Source organism: Nocardioides xinjiangensis (assembly GCF_017916385.1).
GTDB classification, from domain to species: domain Bacteria; phylum Actinomycetota; class Actinomycetes; order Propionibacteriales; family Nocardioidaceae; genus Nocardioides; species Nocardioides xinjiangensis.
The window spans coordinates 853,023-871,650 of the sequence record NZ_JAFMSW010000001.1; the positions used below are offsets into that span (position 1 = coordinate 853,023).

Annotated in this window: 8 protein-coding genes; 5 read left to right on the forward strand and 3 right to left on the reverse strand. The window is 67.4% G+C overall.

Annotated elements, in window-relative coordinates; translation table 11 throughout:
- Positions 1-204: 204 nt before the first annotated feature.
- The 5 genes from J3P32_RS04130 to J3P32_RS04150 all read left to right on the forward strand — a co-directional run bounded on the left by J3P32_RS04130 (position 205) and on the right by J3P32_RS04150 (position 10,501).
- On the forward strand, positions 205-1,380 hold the full coding sequence (locus tag J3P32_RS04130; protein ID WP_210438575.1) for a sensor histidine kinase: 1,176 nt from the start codon (positions 205-207) through the stop codon (positions 1,378-1,380).
- Positions 1,377-2,036: a response regulator transcription factor gene (locus tag J3P32_RS04135; protein WP_210438576.1), complete on the forward strand. Its 660-nt coding sequence runs from the start codon at positions 1,377-1,379 to the stop codon at positions 2,034-2,036. The genes J3P32_RS04130 and J3P32_RS04135 overlap by 4 nt, the downstream gene beginning before the upstream one ends.
- A 347-nt stretch (positions 2,037-2,383) precedes the next feature.
- Positions 2,384-2,602 carry a helix-turn-helix domain-containing protein gene (locus J3P32_RS04140; protein ID WP_210438577.1) on the forward strand — a complete coding sequence of 73 codons (219 nt, stop codon included), beginning with the start codon at positions 2,384-2,386 and terminating at the stop codon, positions 2,600-2,602.
- Positions 2,603-3,012: 410 nt separating this feature from the next.
- On the forward strand, positions 3,013-6,528 hold the full coding sequence (locus J3P32_RS04145; protein ID WP_210438578.1) for a glycosyl hydrolase: 3,516 nt from the start codon (positions 3,013-3,015) through the stop codon (positions 6,526-6,528).
- A gap of 277 nt (positions 6,529-6,805) precedes the next feature.
- Complete coding sequence (locus tag J3P32_RS04150; RefSeq protein WP_210438579.1) at positions 6,806-10,501, forward strand: glycosyl hydrolase; 3,696 nt, start codon at positions 6,806-6,808, stop codon at positions 10,499-10,501.
- A gap of 390 nt (positions 10,502-10,891) precedes the next feature.
- Here J3P32_RS04150 and J3P32_RS04155 read toward each other — a convergent pair whose 3' ends face one another.
- The 3 genes from J3P32_RS04155 to J3P32_RS04165 all read right to left on the reverse strand — a co-directional run bounded on the left by J3P32_RS04155 (position 10,892) and on the right by J3P32_RS04165 (position 18,170).
- Entirely contained in the window at positions 10,892-11,092 is a 201-nt protein-coding gene (locus J3P32_RS04155; protein WP_210438580.1) for a LuxR C-terminal-related transcriptional regulator, read from the reverse strand.
- 98 nt (positions 11,093-11,190) lie between these two features.
- Positions 11,191-14,934, reverse strand: coding sequence for a hypothetical protein (locus J3P32_RS04160; protein WP_210438581.1), 3,744 nt, complete (start codon positions 14,932-14,934; stop codon positions 11,191-11,193).
- 374 nt (positions 14,935-15,308) lie between these two features.
- Positions 15,309-18,170 carry an alpha-L-rhamnosidase C-terminal domain-containing protein gene (locus J3P32_RS04165; protein ID WP_210438582.1) on the reverse strand — a complete coding sequence of 954 codons (2,862 nt, stop codon included), beginning with the start codon at positions 18,168-18,170 and terminating at the stop codon, positions 15,309-15,311.
- Positions 18,171-18,628 lie beyond the last annotated feature (458 nt).

Genomic DNA, 18,628 nt, shown 5'->3' on the forward strand with positions numbered 1-18,628 from the left:
CGTGAAGCGTTTCATCGCTGTCTCCAGAGGTCCACCGCACCGATCGGAGTTCGAGCGACATCGGCCGTCCCCGCGCCGGTCGCGCGGCGACGTTCGGGTACGACGGCCGATCGGTCTACGATCACATCGGGCCGGTCCGGCCCCCACACCCCCACGGTCCTGCTGCCCCTGAGCGAGATGCGGGACCACAAGAGCAGGTTTGCGATGTCCAGTTCACCCGCTGCGTTGCCCGGCATCGACGGGCTCGACCGACGAACCCCGCGCGTGCCGGACGTGGTGCTGGGCCTGCTGGTCCTGGCGGGCACGCTGGTGAAGATCGACGAGCAGCAGAGCTGGACCGTCGTCGCGCCGAAGTCCAGCGTCGAGTTCCTCATCTTCGTCACCGCGGCCGCCGCCTTCGCGGCGCGGACCTTCCCCGTGCCGGCCCTCGTGGTGGCCTCGGTCCTCGACGCGGTGCCACACTGGCTGCCCATCGGCGGCGCCGGCTACCACCTCAGCTTCATGATCTGCCTGTACATGGTCTCGGCCTACAGCGGGCGTCGCACGGTGCAGGTCGCCGTCGCGGTCGTGTTCGTCGTCCAGGTCGGTCTGATGGCCTGGGTGCTCGACTGGAGGTGGGGCCACCTGTTCATCGCGGTGACAGCGCTGTCGGTCGTCCTCCCCACCGCCCTCGGCGCCGCCACCCGGGCGCGGCACGCAGCGTTGCTGGCGATGCGGGCTCGAGCCGAGGAAGCAGAGCGGTCGCGCCACTCGGAGGCTCGCAAGCTCCTGGCCGAGGACCGGCTGCGCGTCGCACGCGACCTGCACGACTCCGTGGCGCACCAGATCGCGGTCATGAACCTGAACACGGCGGTCGCGTCGAGTGCCCTGCCGGACCGACCGGAGGACGCCAGTCGAGCACTGCTCACCGTCCGTGAGGCCGGGCGGTCGGTGATCGACTCCATCAGCGACCTGCTTCGCGGGCTGCGCGAGGAGAGCTGGGACGACCTCGAGCCGAGCTACACCTCCGACGAGCTGACGACCCTGGTCGAGGAGTTCCGCACCCTCATTCCGTCCCTCGACGTCGAGCCCGACCTCGGCACGGATGCCCGCCCCGTCAGCGCGGTGACGTACCTCGTCGTCCGCGAGTGCCTCACCAACGCCTACAAGCACGGTGACCACCAGGCGCCGATCGAGCTGGCGCTGCACCGAGGCGCAGGCACGTTCTCCTTGCGCGTCTCCAACACGACGCGGGAGCCGACCTCCGACTTCGTCGAGGGCTTCGGCCTGCGCGGCATGCGAGAACGGGTGGCGGCCGCCGGGGGCCGGCTCGAGGTCTCGTGCGCGGACAGGACGTTCGTCGTGTCCGCCGAGGTGCCGGAGGAGGCCGGAGCCACATGATCGGGGTCCTCGTCGTCGACGACCAACAGCTCATCCGCAACGCCGTCGCCGAGCTCGTCGCACACGAGCCGGACATGCACCTGGTGGAGACCGCGGAGAACGGTGTGGACGCCGTTCGCAAGGCGAAGGAGCTGGCACCGGACGTCGTCGTGATGGACGTTCGGATGCCCGTCATGGACGGCATCGAGGCCACCCGCATCATCACCCAGGACGAGCCGGGCGTGCGCGTGCTCATCCTGACCACCTTCGAGGACGAGCCGGAGTACGTCGTGCGGGGCGTGCGGAGCGGTGCTGCGGGTTTCGTGGGGAAGGGGGCTGAACCTGAGGTGATCGTGGAGGCGATCCGGACGGTTCACCGCGGTGAAGGCCTCCTCACCCCGCGAGCCACCAAGAACCTCCTCGACCGGTACGCCGGGGCGGCCGGCTCGGGCCAGCTGCACCCCGATCTCCGATCGCTCACCCCCCGCGAGATCGACATCCTGCGCCTCGTGGCCGAGGGGCAGACCAACCAGGCCATCGCCGATGACCTCGGCATCTCGGTGGTGACGGTCAAGACGCACATCAACCGCACGATGACCAAGGTGGGCCGTCACGACCGAGCACAGCTGGTGGTGCTCGCGTTCGAGACCGGTCTCGTCACTCCGCGCTATCGCTGAGCCCGGACGCGGTGCCGTGCATCGCGCCGGACCGGGATCCGCCCGCGTGCCATGGCGGACTGCGGCCCGGGCACCGGCTCGCACGCTCCACGGACGGGACCCCCGCTCGATCGGCTACTGCGACCGCAGTACGTGCAATTGCGGCGTCAGGCTGACGCGCGAGGAACGGAGCAGCGGTTGTACTTGCGCCTGTGACTGCCGTCACCGTCGACCCCGTTGAAACGACTCACCACGTCCGGGCGCTCTCCCCCGGGCTGTGCGGAGCGCTTCCCCGGGCGTGCGACGACCCCGTGCTCGCCCGCGCACGCACGTCATGGCCGCCCCACGTCAACGCCAAGGAGCTCGCGGTGGACGACACAGCGACCAAGGTCCGAATCGTGCCCGATCGGACCACGTTGAACATCCTGAGCGCCTTGGCCCGGGGCAAGACCGTTGCTGAGGCAGCAACGAGCTGCAACGTCTCCGAGAGCACCCTGCGCCGCAAGATCGCCCTCCTCCGGCGGCAGTGGGGAGTCGACTCCACCGTCCAGGTCGTCGTCATCGCCGTCCGCCGGGGGCTCATCTGAGCCGGGGTGCTGCCGAGGTGCCGCGCACGCGGGCTCTCCAGACGTCCGGCGGCAACCCGATGGCACGCTCCAGACGTCCGCTCCCGCCCGCACGGGCGGTCGTGGCCGATAGCAGTCAACTTCGCCGCGATGTGTTGACCGTCACATCGGGAAGTCCTGAAGGTGTCCGTGTTGAAACGAATCAGACCCGGCCGAGAGTCGCTCAGCCGGCGCTGACGCACCTGATCGGAGACCGCATGAACCCGACATCGCCAGCCCTGCGGCTGCGCGGCAGGACGGCGGCGACCGCCGTCGCCCTGAGCTTGTCCGTGGGCCTCTCGTCCATGGCGCTGGGGCTGGGCGCCAGCCCCTCGGCCGCCGAACCGTCCGCAACGCCCTCGAGTGCGGTGTCGACGCTGAAGTCGCCCGCGGTGAAGAAGAGCTCCGCCTTCGCCAAGCAGCTCGAGTCGAAGTTCATCGACCCCGACCGGGTCTACAGCACCGACGTGCGCTGGTGGCTCGGTGACGCGTCCGCCACCGACGAGACGCTGCTCGAGGAGATCCAGGCGCTCTACGACGCGGGCTTCCGCGGCGTCGAGCTGTGCATGCAGGACGACACGGTCGCGGCGAACGACGTGTACGCCTACGGCACCGAGATGTGGGCGCACAAGTGGGAGCTGATGATGAACAAGCTCCTCGACCTCGGGATGGGCGTCTACCTCACCTCAGGCACCAACTGGTCCACCTCGAACGTCCCGGGCCTGGACCCGACCAGTCAGGCCGCGATGCAGAACCTGACGCTCGGCACGGGCACCGTCGAGGCCGGCCAGACGCTCTCGACGCTGACCCCGCCGGCAGCGAACGCCCGCCGCGCCGGCGCGAGGTTCGTCACCGCCTACGCGTACAAGGTCACCGCCGGCAACACCGTCGACCCGAGCTCGTTCGTCGACCTCAAGTCGCGCGTCACCCAGGGCGCCGACGTGTGGACCCAGAACGTCGACTGGACCGCGCCGAGCGACGGCACCTACCGGGTCTTCGGGCTGTGGACCCAGGGCACCTACCAGGCATCCCAGCCGTCGGCGCAGCCCAGCTACGCCACGAACTACTTCGACACCCGAGGCGTGCAGGCGCTGCGGGAGTTCTGGGAGGAGCACTACCTGGCCGACCCCGCGCTGCGGGAGAAGATCGCCAAGGGCGACGTCCAGCTGTTCATGGACTCTCTCGAGATGAGCTACGGCACCGGTGGCATGACGTGGTGGGCCGAGGACGCCGCCGCGGAGTTCCAGAAGCGCAAGGGCTACGACATCACGCCGTACCTGTTCCTCATCCAGGGCGTCGACAACGTCTGGAACAACCCCTACCACCGGGTCCAGACCGCCGGCACCTACCGCCTCGACGGCGCGGAGGACCGCCGCCAGCGCATCATCAACGACTGGCAGGACGTGCTGACGCAGCTCTACCGCGAGCGGATGCTGCAGCCGATGAAGGAGTGGCTGAACTCCGTGGGGATCGAGACCCGCGCGCAGATCTCCTACGGCAAGCCGATCGAGATGTCCGAGCCGGCGATGGACGTCGACTACCCGGAGGCCGAGAACCGCAACCAGTACAACCAGGTGGACATGTTCCGCTACTGGACCGGTGGCGCGAAGCTCGAGAACAAGGTCCTGTCCACGGAGACCACCGCGCTGAACTTCGCCTGGAACGGCACCCACCAGCTGCGCCTCGAGGACGCCTACTCGCAGTTCGCGGCCGGGTTCCAGCGCACCATCTGGCACATCTGGACCGCCGGGTACGGCTACGGCAACTACCAGTGGCCCGGTTACGTCACCCGGGGGACGTTCACGCTCGTCTCGACCCGGGCGCCGTCGTCGAAGAACTATGACGAGTTCAACGCCCACCTCGGTCGCGTGCAGCGGCTGCTGCAGACCGGCAAGGCGCGCTCGGACGTCGGGTTCATCACCCAGAAGTTCGTCCACGGCATGGCGTTCGGCGGCGGCACCGGCAGCAACAACCGTGCGATGCAGTGGCAGAAGGCCCACCAGGGCATCCACTACCGCTCCACCGAGCTGCAGGACAACGGCTACACCTACGACTACTTCAGCCCCCGGTTCCTCTTCGACGACGACGTCAAGTTCGACCAGCAGACGAAGACCATCGAGAAGGCCGGCTACAAGGCCGTCGTGCTCTACCAGGACTGGCTCGACATCGACGGCGCCCGCCGCCTGCTCAACTGGGCCAAGCGTGGCCTGAAGGTCGTCATCCTCGAGGACGCCGCCACCCGCACGCCGTTCAACGACGGCAAGGACGGCGCGCTGAAGAAGGTGATGGACGAGATGAAGACCCTGCCCACCGTGCGGCAGGCGACCGTCTACGACAACATCGACTACTTCAGCGAGACCCCCGGCGGCTACCAGGACAACGTCCTGGAGAAGCTGCAAGAGCTCGGCGTCGAGCCGTACGCCGGCTACTCCGAGCCCAACCAGCAGCTCCTCGGTCAGACCCGTGAGGACGAGTCCGGCAACCGCTACGTCTACCTCTACAACTACGACGACGGCTCCTACCGCGACAAGAGCCTCAACCCTGAGGTGCGCAACGCCCCCAACCCGGGCACCAACATCAAGACTGACCTCGAGATGGACGGCCAGTACGTCCCGTACACCATCGACGCGTGGACCGGTGAGGCCACCGAGCTCGCCGACTACCGCTGGGAGAACGGCAAGACCGTCGTCCCGGTCGACCTCGACTACAACGACATCTCGCTCCTCGCGTTCGAGAAGGCTGGTGGCCAGCAGCTCCACGTGACCGACACCACCGCCGACACCGCTTATGCCACTGACAAGGGCGTGGCCGTCCGTGCGACGAAGTCCGGCAACATCGCCACGACGCTGAGCAACGGCAAGCAGTACACCGACGCCGTCACCGTCCCCGGCGCCTACGACATCACCGACTGGGACCTCACGGTCGAGTCGTGGCGCCCGAGCCCGACCGCGGGCGACCTGTCCCGCACCGAGGTGCTCGACGGCGTCACCACCACCAATCGCAAGACGTCCACGGTGAAGACCGCCATCGACGTCGAGCTGGACAAGCTGACGACGTGGGACAACATCCCCCAGGTCGGCAAGGCCGTCTCCGGCACCGGTCACTACGAGGCCACGTTCGACTGGGACGCCGACACCGCCTCGGGTGCCTACCTCGACTTCGGCGACCAGCTCGAGGAGTCGATGACCGTGTGGATCAACGGCACGAAGGTGGGCGGGGGCGTGTCCACCAACCCGACCAAGGTTAGGCGTGATGTCGGCGGGGTCGGCAAGCCGACCATCGACGACGGCACCGGCAACCAGGTGCCTTTGGTCGGCAAGGACCAGTACACCGGTGGCGTGAACTGGATGGACCCGGTGACCGACGTCAGCGACTACCTCGTCGACGGCAAGAACGAGATTGTCATCGACTACAACTCCGCGCTCGCCAACGTCCAGCTCGACCGGGGCATCGCACCCACCCCGCAGCAGAATGCTCAGGGCTGGTGGGGCTACCACATCGAGTACCTCTCTTTCGGTCCCCGCCAGGCCAAGCTCGTCCCGTTCGTCGACGTCGAGTACACCGGTGCCGACGAGCCGGGTCCGACCACGTCCCCGACACCGACCACCACCCCCACGCCCATCAGCCCGGCACCGGTCCCGATCGTGGGGCCGAAGGTGAGGGTCAAGTCGACGGTGAAGGCCGGCACTTCGGTCCGGATCCGCGGACGGAACCTGCCGGTCAGCAAGGTGAGGATCACCCTGGGCGGCAAGAAGCTGGCCACGGCGGAGGTCGAAGATGGACGCTTCGAGGTCAGGGCGAAGGTGCCGAACCACCTGTCCGGGAGGAAGGTCCTGCGGGTGCTCGACCGTCGAGGTGAGGGCCTGGTCTCCACCACGGTGAAGGTGGTGGCGAAGCAGAAGAACTAGCGTCGGTCCTCGTCCCGGCCCGTGCGACATGCCCACGGGTCGGCTTCCAGAGGCCGGCTCACCGACCGGCTGGGGGCCACGTGTCCGAGCGTGGCCCCCGGCTCGGCGGCACCCGGGGGCTGACGACACGCAGTCCCCCGGACCATCCCCCGGGCATCGCGCAACCCGCGCCCACAGGCTGTCCGCCCGGGAGGCTCGCGCGAGTGCGCGAGCAGGCCTGACACCACTGACGACCGGGCCAGTCAGCACCGGACGTCGATCGAAAGGAAACCGCACCATGACGCGTTCCTCGCGCGCACTCGCCAGGTTCGGCATCGCCGCCCTTGCGGTGACGCTGGGGTCGAGCACGCTCGCCCACGCTGGAGCCGGCGCCGCGACGCCGGTCTCCGGCGCCGCGCAGACCGCTGCCCTCGCCAGCATCGCAACGGGCTCACTGCCGCAGGCGCTCCGGGCTGCTGCCGTACCCAAGAGCTCGGCGTTCGCGAAGAAGCTCGAGGCCAAGTACATCGACCCCGATCGCGTCTTCAGCTCCGACGTGCGCTGGTGGCTGGGCAAGGCCGCCCACACCGACGAGGTGCTGCTCGAGCAGATCCAGGACCTCTACGACGCGGGCTTCCGGGGAGTCGAGCTGTGCATGCAGAACGACAACGCCGCCCCGAACGCCGACTACGCGTACGGGTCGAAGATGTGGACCCACAAGTGGAACCTGATGATGAACAAGCTGCTCGACCTCGGGATGGGTGTCTACCTGACCTCGGGCACCAACTGGCAGACCTCCAACGTGCCGGGCCTCGACCCGACCAGCCAGGCCGCGATGCAGAACGTCACCATGGGCACCACGACCGTGGCCGCCGGTCAGAGCCTCGCCTCTCTCCCGGCCCCGGCCGCCAACGCCCGCCGCGCCGGCGCGAGGTTCATCGGCGCCTACGCCTACAAGGTGACCGCGAACAACACCATCGACCCGACCAGCTACGTCAAGCTCGCGCCCACCCAAGGGGCGGACGTGTGGACCCAGAACGTGGATTGGACCGCCCCGTCGGACGGCACCTACCGGGTCTTCGGGCTGTGGACCCAGGGCACGTTCCAGACGTCCAACCCGTCGGCCGAGCCCGCCTACACGACGAACTACTTCGACACCCGTGGTGTCGACGCGCTGCGCACCTTCTGGGAGAAGAACTACCTTGCCGACCCTGCCCTGCGCGAGAAGATCGCGAAGGGCGACGTCCAGCTGTTCATGGACTCCCTCGAGATCTCCCTGGGTGGAGGTATCGCCTACTGGGCCGAGGACATGGCAGCGGAGTTCCAGCGGCGCAAGGGCTACGACATCACCCCGCACCTCTTCCTGCTCGCTGGCGTCGAGGCTCGCTTCAACCGGCCGAACACGACCGTCGGCGACGTCGGCACCTACCGGCTGGCCGACGACGAGGGCCGCCGGCAGAAGATCGTCAACGACTGGCTGGACGTCCAGACTCAGCTGTACCGGGAGCGGATGCTGCAGCCGCTCAAGACGTGGCTGAACTCCGTCGGCATCGAGACCCGTGCGCAGATCTCCTACGGCAAGCCGATGGAGATCTCCGAGCCCGGCATGGACGTCGACTACCCCGAGGCGGAGAACCTCAACCAGTACAACCAGATCGACATCTTCCGCTACTGGACCGGTGGCGCGAAGCTGGAGAACAAGGTGCTCTCGAGCGAGACGTCAGCCATCCCGATCGGCTGGAACTCCACCTCGCAGACCCGCCTGCAGGACGCCTACTCGCAGTTCGCCGCCGGCTTCCAGCGCACGATCTGGCACGTCTGGGCCGCCGACTACGGCTACGGCAACTTCGCCTGGCCGGGCTTCAACCCCTCGCCGTTCGCCTTCCTCCGCTTCCCGCTCCTGGGCGAGCGCGACCCGGGCGCGCAGAACTACGACGAGTTCAACGCCCACCTGGGCCGCGTCCAGCAGCTCATGCAGACCGGCCAGTCCCGCACCGACATCGGGTTCATCAACCAGAAGTGGGTGCACGGCATGGCCTTCGGTGGCGGCACCGGGAGCGACAACACCGCGATGAACTGGCAGAAGGCTCACCAAGGCATCCAGTACCGCTCCACCGAGCTGCAGGACAACGGCTACACCTACGACTACTTCAGCCCCCGGTTCCTCTTCGACGACGACGTCAGCTTCGACAAGCAGACCAAGACCATCGAGAAGGCCGGCTACAAGGCGATCGTGCTCTACCAGGACTGGCTGGACTTCGAGTCCTCCAAGCGCATCCTGAGGTGGGCCAAGCAAGGCCTCAAGGTCGTCATCCTCGAGGACGCTGCATCGCGCACGCCGTTCAACGACGGCAAGGACACCGCTCTCAAGAAGGTCGTCGACGAGCTCAAGACCCTGCCGACGGTCCGCCGGGCCACCGTCTACGACAACATCGACTACCACTCCGCCGCCCCCGGCGGGTACGACGACAACGTCCTGGAGAAGCTGCAGGAGCTCGGGGTCGACCCGTACGCCGGCTACGCCGAGCCCAACCAGCAGCTGCTGAGCCAGACGCGTCAGGACGAGGCCGGCAACCGCTACCTGTTCACCTACAACTACGACGACGGCTCCTACCGCTCCAAGAGCCTCCGTCCGGAGGTCCGCAACGCGCCCAACCCCGGCACCAACATCACGACCGACGTCGAGATGGACGGCCACTTCGTGCCGTACACCATCGACGCCTGGACCGGTGAGGTCACCGAGGTGGCCGACTACTCCTGGCGGGACGGAAGGACCGTCGTCCCGATCGACCTCGACTACAACGACATCGCCCTGATGGCGTTCGAGAAGGTCGACGACGAGCGGCTGCACGTCACCTCGACCACGGGCGAGACGGCGTACGCCACGGACAAGGGTGTCGCCGTCCGCACCACCGAGACCGGAACGCTCGAGACGACGCTCAGCAACGGCAAGTCCCACTCCGACGTGGTCACGGTCCCCGAGGCCTACGACATCCGCGACTGGGACCTCACGGTCGAGTCGTGGACGCCCAACGCCACAGCCGGCGACCTCGTCCGGACCGAGACCATCGACGGCCTGACGACGACCAACCGCAAGACCTCCACGGTCAAGACGCCGGTCGAGGTCCAGCTCGACACGCTGACGACGTGGGACCAGATCCCGGCGGTCGGGCGCAACGTGTCCGGCACCGGCCACTACGAGGCCACGTTCGACTGGGACGCCGACTCCGCGTCCGGTGCCCACCTCGACTTCGGCGACACCCTGCAGGAGTCGATGGAGGTGTGGATCAACGGCCGCAAGGTCGGCGGCGAGGTCTCCACGAATCCCACCAAGGTCAAGCGGGACGTGGGCGGTGTCGGCAAGCCCACCATCGACGACGGCACCGGCAAGCAGGTCCCGCTCGTCGGCAAGGACCAGTGGACCGGCGGTGTGAACTGGATGGACCCGGTCACCGACGTCAGCGAGTACCTCGTCGATGGCGAGAACACCATCGTCATCGACTACGCCTCGGCGCTGTCCAACGTCCAGCTCAGTCGCGGGGTCATGAGCGTCACCCCCAACGCCAGCGGCTGGTGGGGCTACCACGTCGACTACCTCCCGTTCGGGCCGGCACAGGCCAGGCTCGTGCCGTTCGTCGACGTGGAGTACAGCGCCGCCGACGCTCCTGCACCGACCACCTCGCCGACGCCGACCAGCACCCCCACGCCCACCAGCCCGACACCGGCCCCGGCCGTGGAGCCAACAGTGAGGGTTAAGTCGAAGGTGAAGGCCGGCAGGTCGATCAGGATCCGCGGACGGGACCTGCCGGTCAGCAAGGTGAGGATCACCCTGGGCGGCAAGAAGCTCGGCACCGCCGAGGTCGAGGACGGTCGCTTCACCGTGACGCGGAAGGTTCCGGGGAACCTCTCCGGGAGGAGGGTGCTCCGGATCCTGGACCGCAGGGGCGAGGTCCTGGCCAGGGCTGTCGTCCGGGTCGTGAGGAGGACGACCTGATCCGAGCCCCGCGCAGCGGGGAAAGTCGTGTAACAGGGGGCCGCGCCGTGCAGGCGCTGCCCCCTGTTCCGTTGTCGCGGCGGTAGTGCCGCTTGGTGATGGCGGCGACGCGGTCCGCCGCCGTTGCAGCGCAAGGCAGACGCGGGTTCGAGGCACTCGCGGAAACTGTGCGACATGCCGTCTGACCCGCACCAACGATTCGGCCAGTCCTTCGGGCGTTCGTCCTCGTTCAGGGTCGCTTCCGTTCCGTGAGGACCGATCGAGGGCGTAGAGCCACTCCATTGCGGTGGGGCTGTCTGATACTCCTCGAATACACGGACCCGCGTGCGTACGGGGGACGGGCTGATGTCCCTCCGCCGAGGCACCGTCGCGATCGGTGCAGGAAGTCCTTCAGATCACGGACCGGCGAACGGCGATCGTGACAGCCTGGATGTTCGTTGCCGCCCCCAAGCGGTCGCGGAGGGCCTGCACGCGCCGCTGCATCTGTCGCGGTGACACCCCGGCGGCCGCGGCGATATCGCTTGCGGTCATCCCCTGCGCCAAGAACCGGAGGATCGTGATTTCGTGATCGTCGAGCTGTGCCCGGTCCATTCTGTCCGTTCCTTCCCCTAAGTGCGTGACACGTCGTGGATGGAGACGAGGAGGCCGCCGGCGTCTCCACCGGCGGCCTCCTCTGAGCTACGGCAACTTCATCGATCCGCGCGACGTTGCACGACCTTGAACACGAATGTCTTCCTCTCGGCAGCCACGCGAGCGTCACCTTGGTAAACGACGCGGACCTTGACGCGGCCAGTTCGATCGAACCTGGGTAGCCACACCTTCGTCCTACCCCACTTGTTCAGCGTGCGGGTGTACTTCTTCCTCTGTCCCGCACCCTTGAGCGAGATCGTCGCCGCGCCGGTGGGCAACACCTGGCTTGCCCGGACGGTGACCCGCAGGCGGCGCCGGCTGTCGATCGCCAGCGGCTTGACCATCTTGGTCGCGATCCGCGCGGTCACCTTGTCCGCGGCGGGCGGCGTCGCCGTCGGCGGCGTGGGGGTAAGGGCCGGCGTGGGAGCGGCCGTCGGGTTTCCGGCGCCAGGACCGCCGGACTTCGGGTACTCGAGACCGACGAATGGCACGAGCTTCGCCTGCTGAGGACCGAAGCTCAGGTACTTCTGGTCATTCTTCCACCAGCCGCCCTTGTTCAGCTCCTCGCGGATCGCGCCGCGGGCGAGCTGCACGTTCGACAGCACCGAGCTGTAGTCGATGACGATCTCATTGCGCCCGTCGACGAGGTACGCACTGACGTCCGCGACCGGCTTGGTCCAGCTGATCCCACCGGTGTAGAGGTCCTTTCCGACGAGGGGAACCCTCCGGCCAGTCCCGTCGTCGACCGTGCCGCCGACGTCCCTGCGGACCTTGGTCGGGTTGGTGCTGACGGCACCACCGACCTTGTGCCCGTTGATCCAGACCTCCATCGTCGACTCGAGCGTGTCACCGAGGTCGAGGTAGGCGCCGTCCGCGGCGTCGGCGTCCCAGTCGAAAGCGGCTTCGTAGTGCCCGGTTCCCGACACGCCTCTGCCAACCTCGGGGATGCTGTCCCACGTCTTCAGCGTGTCGAGCGACACCTGGATGTCGGTGACGGCCGTAGACGTCTTCCGGTTGAGCGTCGTCACCCCATTGATGGTCTCCGTCCTCCGCAGGTCACCCGAGACATCGCCCGGTCGCCAGGACTCCACGGTCAGGTTCCAGTCAGTGATGTCGTAGGGCCGGGGGACCGTGACCTGGTCGGTGAGCCGACGACCGTCGCTGAGGGCGGTGGTGACGGGACCGGTGTCGGTGACTCGTACGACCACGCCGTCGTTCACGACGAAGCTCGACTCGGCGTTCGTGGACAGGACATGGAGCCTCGGTCCGTCGACCTTCTCGAACGCCATCAGCGCGATGTTGTTGAGGTCAAGGTCGACGGGGACCACCGTCTTGCCCTCCTCCCAGCGATACTCCGCGAGCTCGGTGGTCTCCCCCGTCCACGCGTCGATCGAGTAGGGCACGAAGTAGCCGTCCATCTCGACGTCGGTCGCGATGTTCTTGCCGAACTTCAGGTTACGGACGCTCGGCTTGTGGCTGTACTTGTTGTACTCGTCGTCGGCGTAGTTGTAGAGGTAGACGTACCGGTTCCCGTCGGTGTCCTCCCGCGTCTGGTTGAGCAGCTGGAGGTTCGGCTCCGCGTAGCCGGCGTACGGCTCGACGCCGAGCTCCTGCAGCTTCTCCATGACGTTGTCGTCGTAACCGCCGGGGGCTGCGCTGAAGTAGTCGATGTTGTCGTACACCGTCGCCTGGCGCACGGTCGGCAGGGTCTTCAGCTCGTCGGTGACCTTCTGGAGTACTGCGTCCTTGCCGTCGTTGAACGGCGTCTGGGACGCGGCATCCTCGAGGAGGACCACCTTGAGGCCTTGCTTGGCCCAGACCAGGATCCGCTTCGCGGCCTCCACGTCGAGCCAGTCCTGGTAGAGGACGATGGCCTTGTAACCGGCCTGCTCGATCGTCTTGGTGCGGCGGTCGAATCGGACGTCGTCGTCGAAGAGGAACCGCGGGCTGAAGTAGTCGTAGGTGTAGCCGTTGTCCTGCAGCTCCGTCGAGCGGTAGTAGATCCCCTGGTGCCCCTGCTGCCAGTTCATCTGGGCGTTGTCACTGCCGACTCCGCCGCCGAATCGGACGCCTTGGAACCATTTCTGGTGAACGAATCCGACGTCCGTGCGGGACCGCCCGGTCTGCATCAACTGCTGCACCCGTCCCATGTGCGCGTTCAGCTCGTCGTAGTCACGGCTGTCGGGGTGGCGCGTGCCGAGGTAGCGGAAGTAGTTCGGGATGTACTGGGCATAGCTGAACGGGTCGTAGCCCGGCCACGCGTAGTTGCCGAAACCGTAGTCCGCTGCCCACACGTGCCAGATGACCCGCTGGAATCCGGCGGCGTACGCCGAGTAGGCGTCCTTGAGGTTCATCTGCGCGGTTCCGTTGAAGGACGGCATCTGGGCGCCGGTCTCGGTGGAGAGAACCTTGTTCTCCAGCTTGGAGCCTCCGGTCCACAGGCGGAAGATGTCGACCTGGTTGTACTGGTTGTAGTTCTCCGCCTCCGGGTAATCGACGTCCATGATCGGCTCGGAGTTCTCCAGTGGCTTGCCGTAGGAGATCTGAGCGCGGGACTTGATCCCGTAGGAGTTCAGCCATTCCTTGAGCGGCTGCAGCATGCGCTCGCGGTACAGCTGGGTCTGAACGTCCTGGAAGTCGTTGATGACCCGCTGTCGCAGTTCTTCTTGGCCAGCGATGCGGTAGATGCCCGTCTTCGCCACCGAGTGATACGGGTCATACACGTTGGCCTTGGTCCCGCGGATCAGGAACAGGTAGGGCGTGACGTCGTATCCCTTGCGGGCCTGGAACTCCTCTGCCATGTCCTCTGCCCAGAACGTGAACTGCGGCTGCTTGGAGATCGGCCCCTCGAACTCGGACCCGCCGCCGGGGTGGATCTCGAGTGAGTCCTGGAACAGCTGCACATCGCCGCGCTTGAACTTCTCGACCAGAGCCGGGTCGCTCAGGTAGTGCTCTGCCCAGAACGCCTTCAGCGCCTCGACGCCCCGCTCGTCGAAGTAGTTGGTGGTGTAGCTCGGCTCCGCCGCGGGGTCCGAGGTCTGGTAGGTGCCCTGGGTCCATATGGCGAAGACGCGGTAGTTCCCGTCGTCCGGCGCGGTCCAGTTGACGTTCTGCGTCCACACGTCCGCGCCCTGGCTCACCGACGGTGAGAGCGCCACGTAGCTGTCAAGGTCAAGGGTGTCGCCGTCGACGACCTTGTACGCGTACGCCGTGACGAATCGCGCGCCCCGCTCGCGGGCGCTGGCCGCCGGAGCTGGAAGCGCGGCCAACGTCTGGCCGGCCTCGACGACACCGGTCCCGAGGGTGAGGTTCTGCATCGCCGCCTGGCTGGTCGGGTCGAGGCCCGGGACATTGGAAGTTGCCCAGTTGGTGCCGGACGTCAGGTAGACACTCATGCCGAGGTCGAGGAGCTTGTTCATCACCAAGTTCCACTTGTGCGTCCACATCTCAGACCCGTAGGCATACGTGGGGTTGGCAGCGGCGAGATCGTCCTGCATGCACAGCTCGACGCCGCGGAAGCCCGCGTCATAGAGCTTCTGGATCTCTTCCAACAACGTCTCATCGGTGTGCGACGCATCGCCCAGCCACCAGCGCACGTCCGCGCTGTAGATACGGTCCGGGTCGACGTAGTCACCCGCCAGCCGGCGCGCGAAGGGCGAGCTCCCGGCGCGCGCCGCTCCGTCCGCGGCGTGGCCGCGAACCTCGCGAGTCGCTTGGACGTTGCTCTCCTCCGCGTGCGCCAGCAACGGTGTCGTCACCGTCACCGCGAGTGCGGCGGCTGCCAGCCCGGCGATCCCACGCACCGATCGGGCGCCGATCGAGCCAAGGGCTCCTATGTGGTGCGTTGAGCACCTAGTTCGCGGCATTGCATCTCCTCGGTCTTGAAAGTCTTGACTACAGGTGCGACCGGCCCGCTCTGGCGAAGCAGCACCAGGTCACCTACGGATACGACGTGCGACGACACCGGTCGTCGTGATGGCAACGGCTCCAAACGCGCACCGGGACGGAAGAGCGCTGTTGGAGCGGGTGGCTGGGCCCACCGAGCATTCCGTCCGGTCCGGGTAACAGCCTCAGTCCGCGTACCGCTCGATGACTCCCCATGCCGGTCGAGCTCTCGGGAGGCGGGGGCCGCCGGCGTTTCGCGCCGGCGGTCCCCCGCGTCGAAAACGGAGTCAGGTCATCGAACGGTCCGCCTGTCGACGACGGCGAAGGCGATCTTCTTCCACTGGGCCTCCACCGCTGAGTCGCCCATGTAGCGAACCTTCACCGCGACTCGCCCGGGCCACTTGAACACCGGCAGCCACAACTTCGTCCGGCCCCGGGAGTTGAGGGACTTCTCGTAGGACTTCTTCTTGCCCGCACCCCGGACCTTGACCTCGACCGACCCGGACGGCACCACACCTCGGGCACGGACCGTCACCCGCAGCCGGACCTTGGTTCCGACCTCGACCGGCTTGACCACCTTGGTGCCGATCCGCGCCACGACCTTGTCGACCGCCGGCGCCTGGGTCGGTGTCGGGGTCGCGACGACCGGAGGCGGCGTGGGTCCGGTCTTGGGTGCGGACCGGAAGCGGAGCGTCTCGCCGCCGCGCACGCTGAAGATCACGCGATCGCCGCTGAGCTCGGCTCCGTCGACCTGGGGGGCGGCGACGAACTTGCCGTCGACCCACACGTCGTGGCCGTTGACCTGAACGGCCGCGTCGTTGCTCAGGAGGGGCAGGCTCACCTGCCCGGACGTCCCGGCCGGAGCGGTCACGTCCACGTCGAACCGACGATCGCCCTCCGACTGGCCCCAGAGCACGTCGATCGGGCCGGAAGGGGTGGGCACTGATCCGTCGGCCCAGTCGACGCTGGTTGCTGGCATCGGCTCCACGAGCCACTTGTGGTAACCCGCGCTGGTGGGGCGCACGCCCACCAGGCGTTCCAGGAGCTGTGCCGACTGTCCTGCACCCCACCCGTGGGCGAGGCTGTCGCGGGATTCGTCCACGATGCCGCTCTGGTCGAGGAACTCCCACAAGGCACCGGTGTAGAAGTCGCTGCTCTCGTCGACCATGGGACCGATGAGGTCGCGGGTCAGCTCGAGCGCGCTCTCGGTGTCCCCAGCGACGTAGCGGGCTTCGGACTCCCATGTGTTGGTCAGCGGCTCGATCTCGTGGCCGTAGCCGTCAGCGAGGCTGGGGCCGGCCGGCACGCTCTGGCTCAGCACGTTTCCGTGGCCGGTCCAGGTGCGTCGAAGGACGTCGAGGATGCCCTGGACCTTGCCGCGGGGGGCGACCCCGAGTCGGATTGCATCGGAGTTGGCGTCGGCGGGGATGACGGTGGGCATCACGTCGCTGTGGATGTACGCGCCGAGCGAGTCGCTCCACAAGTGGTCGTTGATGTTGGCCTTGAGCCGCTCGGCCGCCTCTGCGTATCTGGCGGCCTTCTCCGGGTGGCCCAGCTCGTTCTCGAACCACACGAGGTTCTGGAGGAACTCGAGGTACACCATGCTGTAGTGGGTGACCTCGCCGTCCTGTCGGGTCTGCCAGTAGTCCGGGTCGTTGGTGACGATGAGACCGTTCTCGTTGAGGTGGCTGGCGTGGAACTTCTCGGCGCGTTCGACCGCGGGCAGCAGCGACCGCGCATAGTCCAGATCCCCGGCGTAGCGGTAGTAGTCAATCGCCGACATGGCGGCGTAGGCCGAGTACGTCGTGGCGTAGAAGATGCCGCAGCACGTGGACGACGGCAGTTCACCGGTGACGGGGTTCTGCATGTCCATGAACGTGTCCAGCGTTCCCTTCCAGTAGGGAAGGGCGGCCGCGCCGAATGCCTGGTAGGCGACGCGTCCTTGGACGATGAGGTCGCCCGACCACAGGGCGCGGTCGCGCTTGGCGCCGTCGTAGATCACCGGGACGTCGAGGTCGTCCACGCCAGCCGGGACCATGTTCGTCTGGTTGGTGAACGCGCCGGCGAACCAGGCCTTGTTCAGCGTCTCATCGCTGGAGAGGAAGTGACCGGCGTAGTCGTCAGCACCGGCGCGGTGGGCTGACCACCGGACGCTTGGTGCCGAGATCGTCACCTTGCCCGGCTTGGTGAGTGCGATGGCTCGGAAGCGGAACCCACCCTCGTTCGCGCCCTCGGTAGGACCGGGGTTCGTGAGGGTGGTCACGTTGTTGGTGTAGCCGGTGGGCATGCCCGGCTTGGTTCGGATGGCCGTTCCGGCCTCCACAGACTCGGCCAGGCCGCGCGACAACGTGAGGCCCGTTCCGGGGGCCAGGATGACCTGGGTGCCGACCGGAACGTCGTTGGCGAGCGCCGGCGTGATGGTCACCGGTCCTGGCTTGTGAGCCGGGGAGGTGGCGCCGGTCGGCAGCGGGGTGGTGAAGCTGGCCAAAGTGCCCCATGGCTGGGTCTGGGCAAAGGCGACGGTCATGAGCTCGCCGCTGATCGTCAGGACGTCTCCTGCTGCCACGTTGCTGTTGGGACCGAAGAACGCGACCATGTCCGCCGAGATCGGGGCGAAATTGATGCTCGTCGGAGCGCCGTCCACCGCAACGATGGTGTGGGGCGCACCGCCGACGCGAATGACCTGGCCTGCCACCGCTTCCTCAAGCGAGCCGAGCTGCAGCCGGGTGGCGCCGGCGGGAGCGGCCTTGGCGAGTGGGACGGCCGCGTCGGCGGTTCCGACACCGGTGATCTCGTACTGTTCGGCGCCGAACTGGACGGTGTCACCGACGAACAGGTTGGTGCCTGAGGAGTAGCGCACCTTGCGTGTTCCTGCCGGCGCCTTGACGGAGACTGTCGCGGTACCCGGCGTGTACATGAACGGCATGGACTCTGAGTAGGCCTGCCGGAGTTGTACGCCCGTCGCACCGTCGTCAGGCGTGACCGAGTCAACGGTGAGCTGCGGATAGCCGGCGGTCTCGACGCCGTAGTCAAGAACAAGAATGGCGGGCTCACCTCCGTCGACCATCTCGAGCGTTGCGGAGCCGCCCTTCAGTAGCTCCCGTGCACCGGACACCCGGCCACGGACACTTCGAATGTCCACCGGGTCGTGCACCACGCGGTCCTGGCCAAGGACGTACCGGCCCCAGGCTCGGTCAGCCGGCCAGAGCGGCTCGTGTGCCGCCCCGGGTGCCGGCGTCGATGTGGCGGCCACGACGGGCGTGCTTCCGAGCACCATGGCGGTGGCGGAGGCAGCGACGACCATGGCCGTGACCGGTCGCCATCGTCTCCCGGCGTTGCCGGTGAGTCCGTCGTTGGTTGCTGCTGGTGGAGCTCCCATTGCTGGTCCTTGTCCTTGTGTTCGTCCGGTGACCGAACGATCGTCCTGCTGGGCATTGGCTGTGCCCGTCCGCCACTGGCGGGAGCACGGGGCTTCTCGCCGGGGGCCGGCGGCGTTTCGCGCCGGCGGTCCCCCGCGTCGAAACGGAGTCAGGTCATCGAACGGTCCGCCTGTCGACGACGGCGAAGGCGATCTTCTTCCACTGGGCCTCCACCGCTGAGTCGCCCATGTAG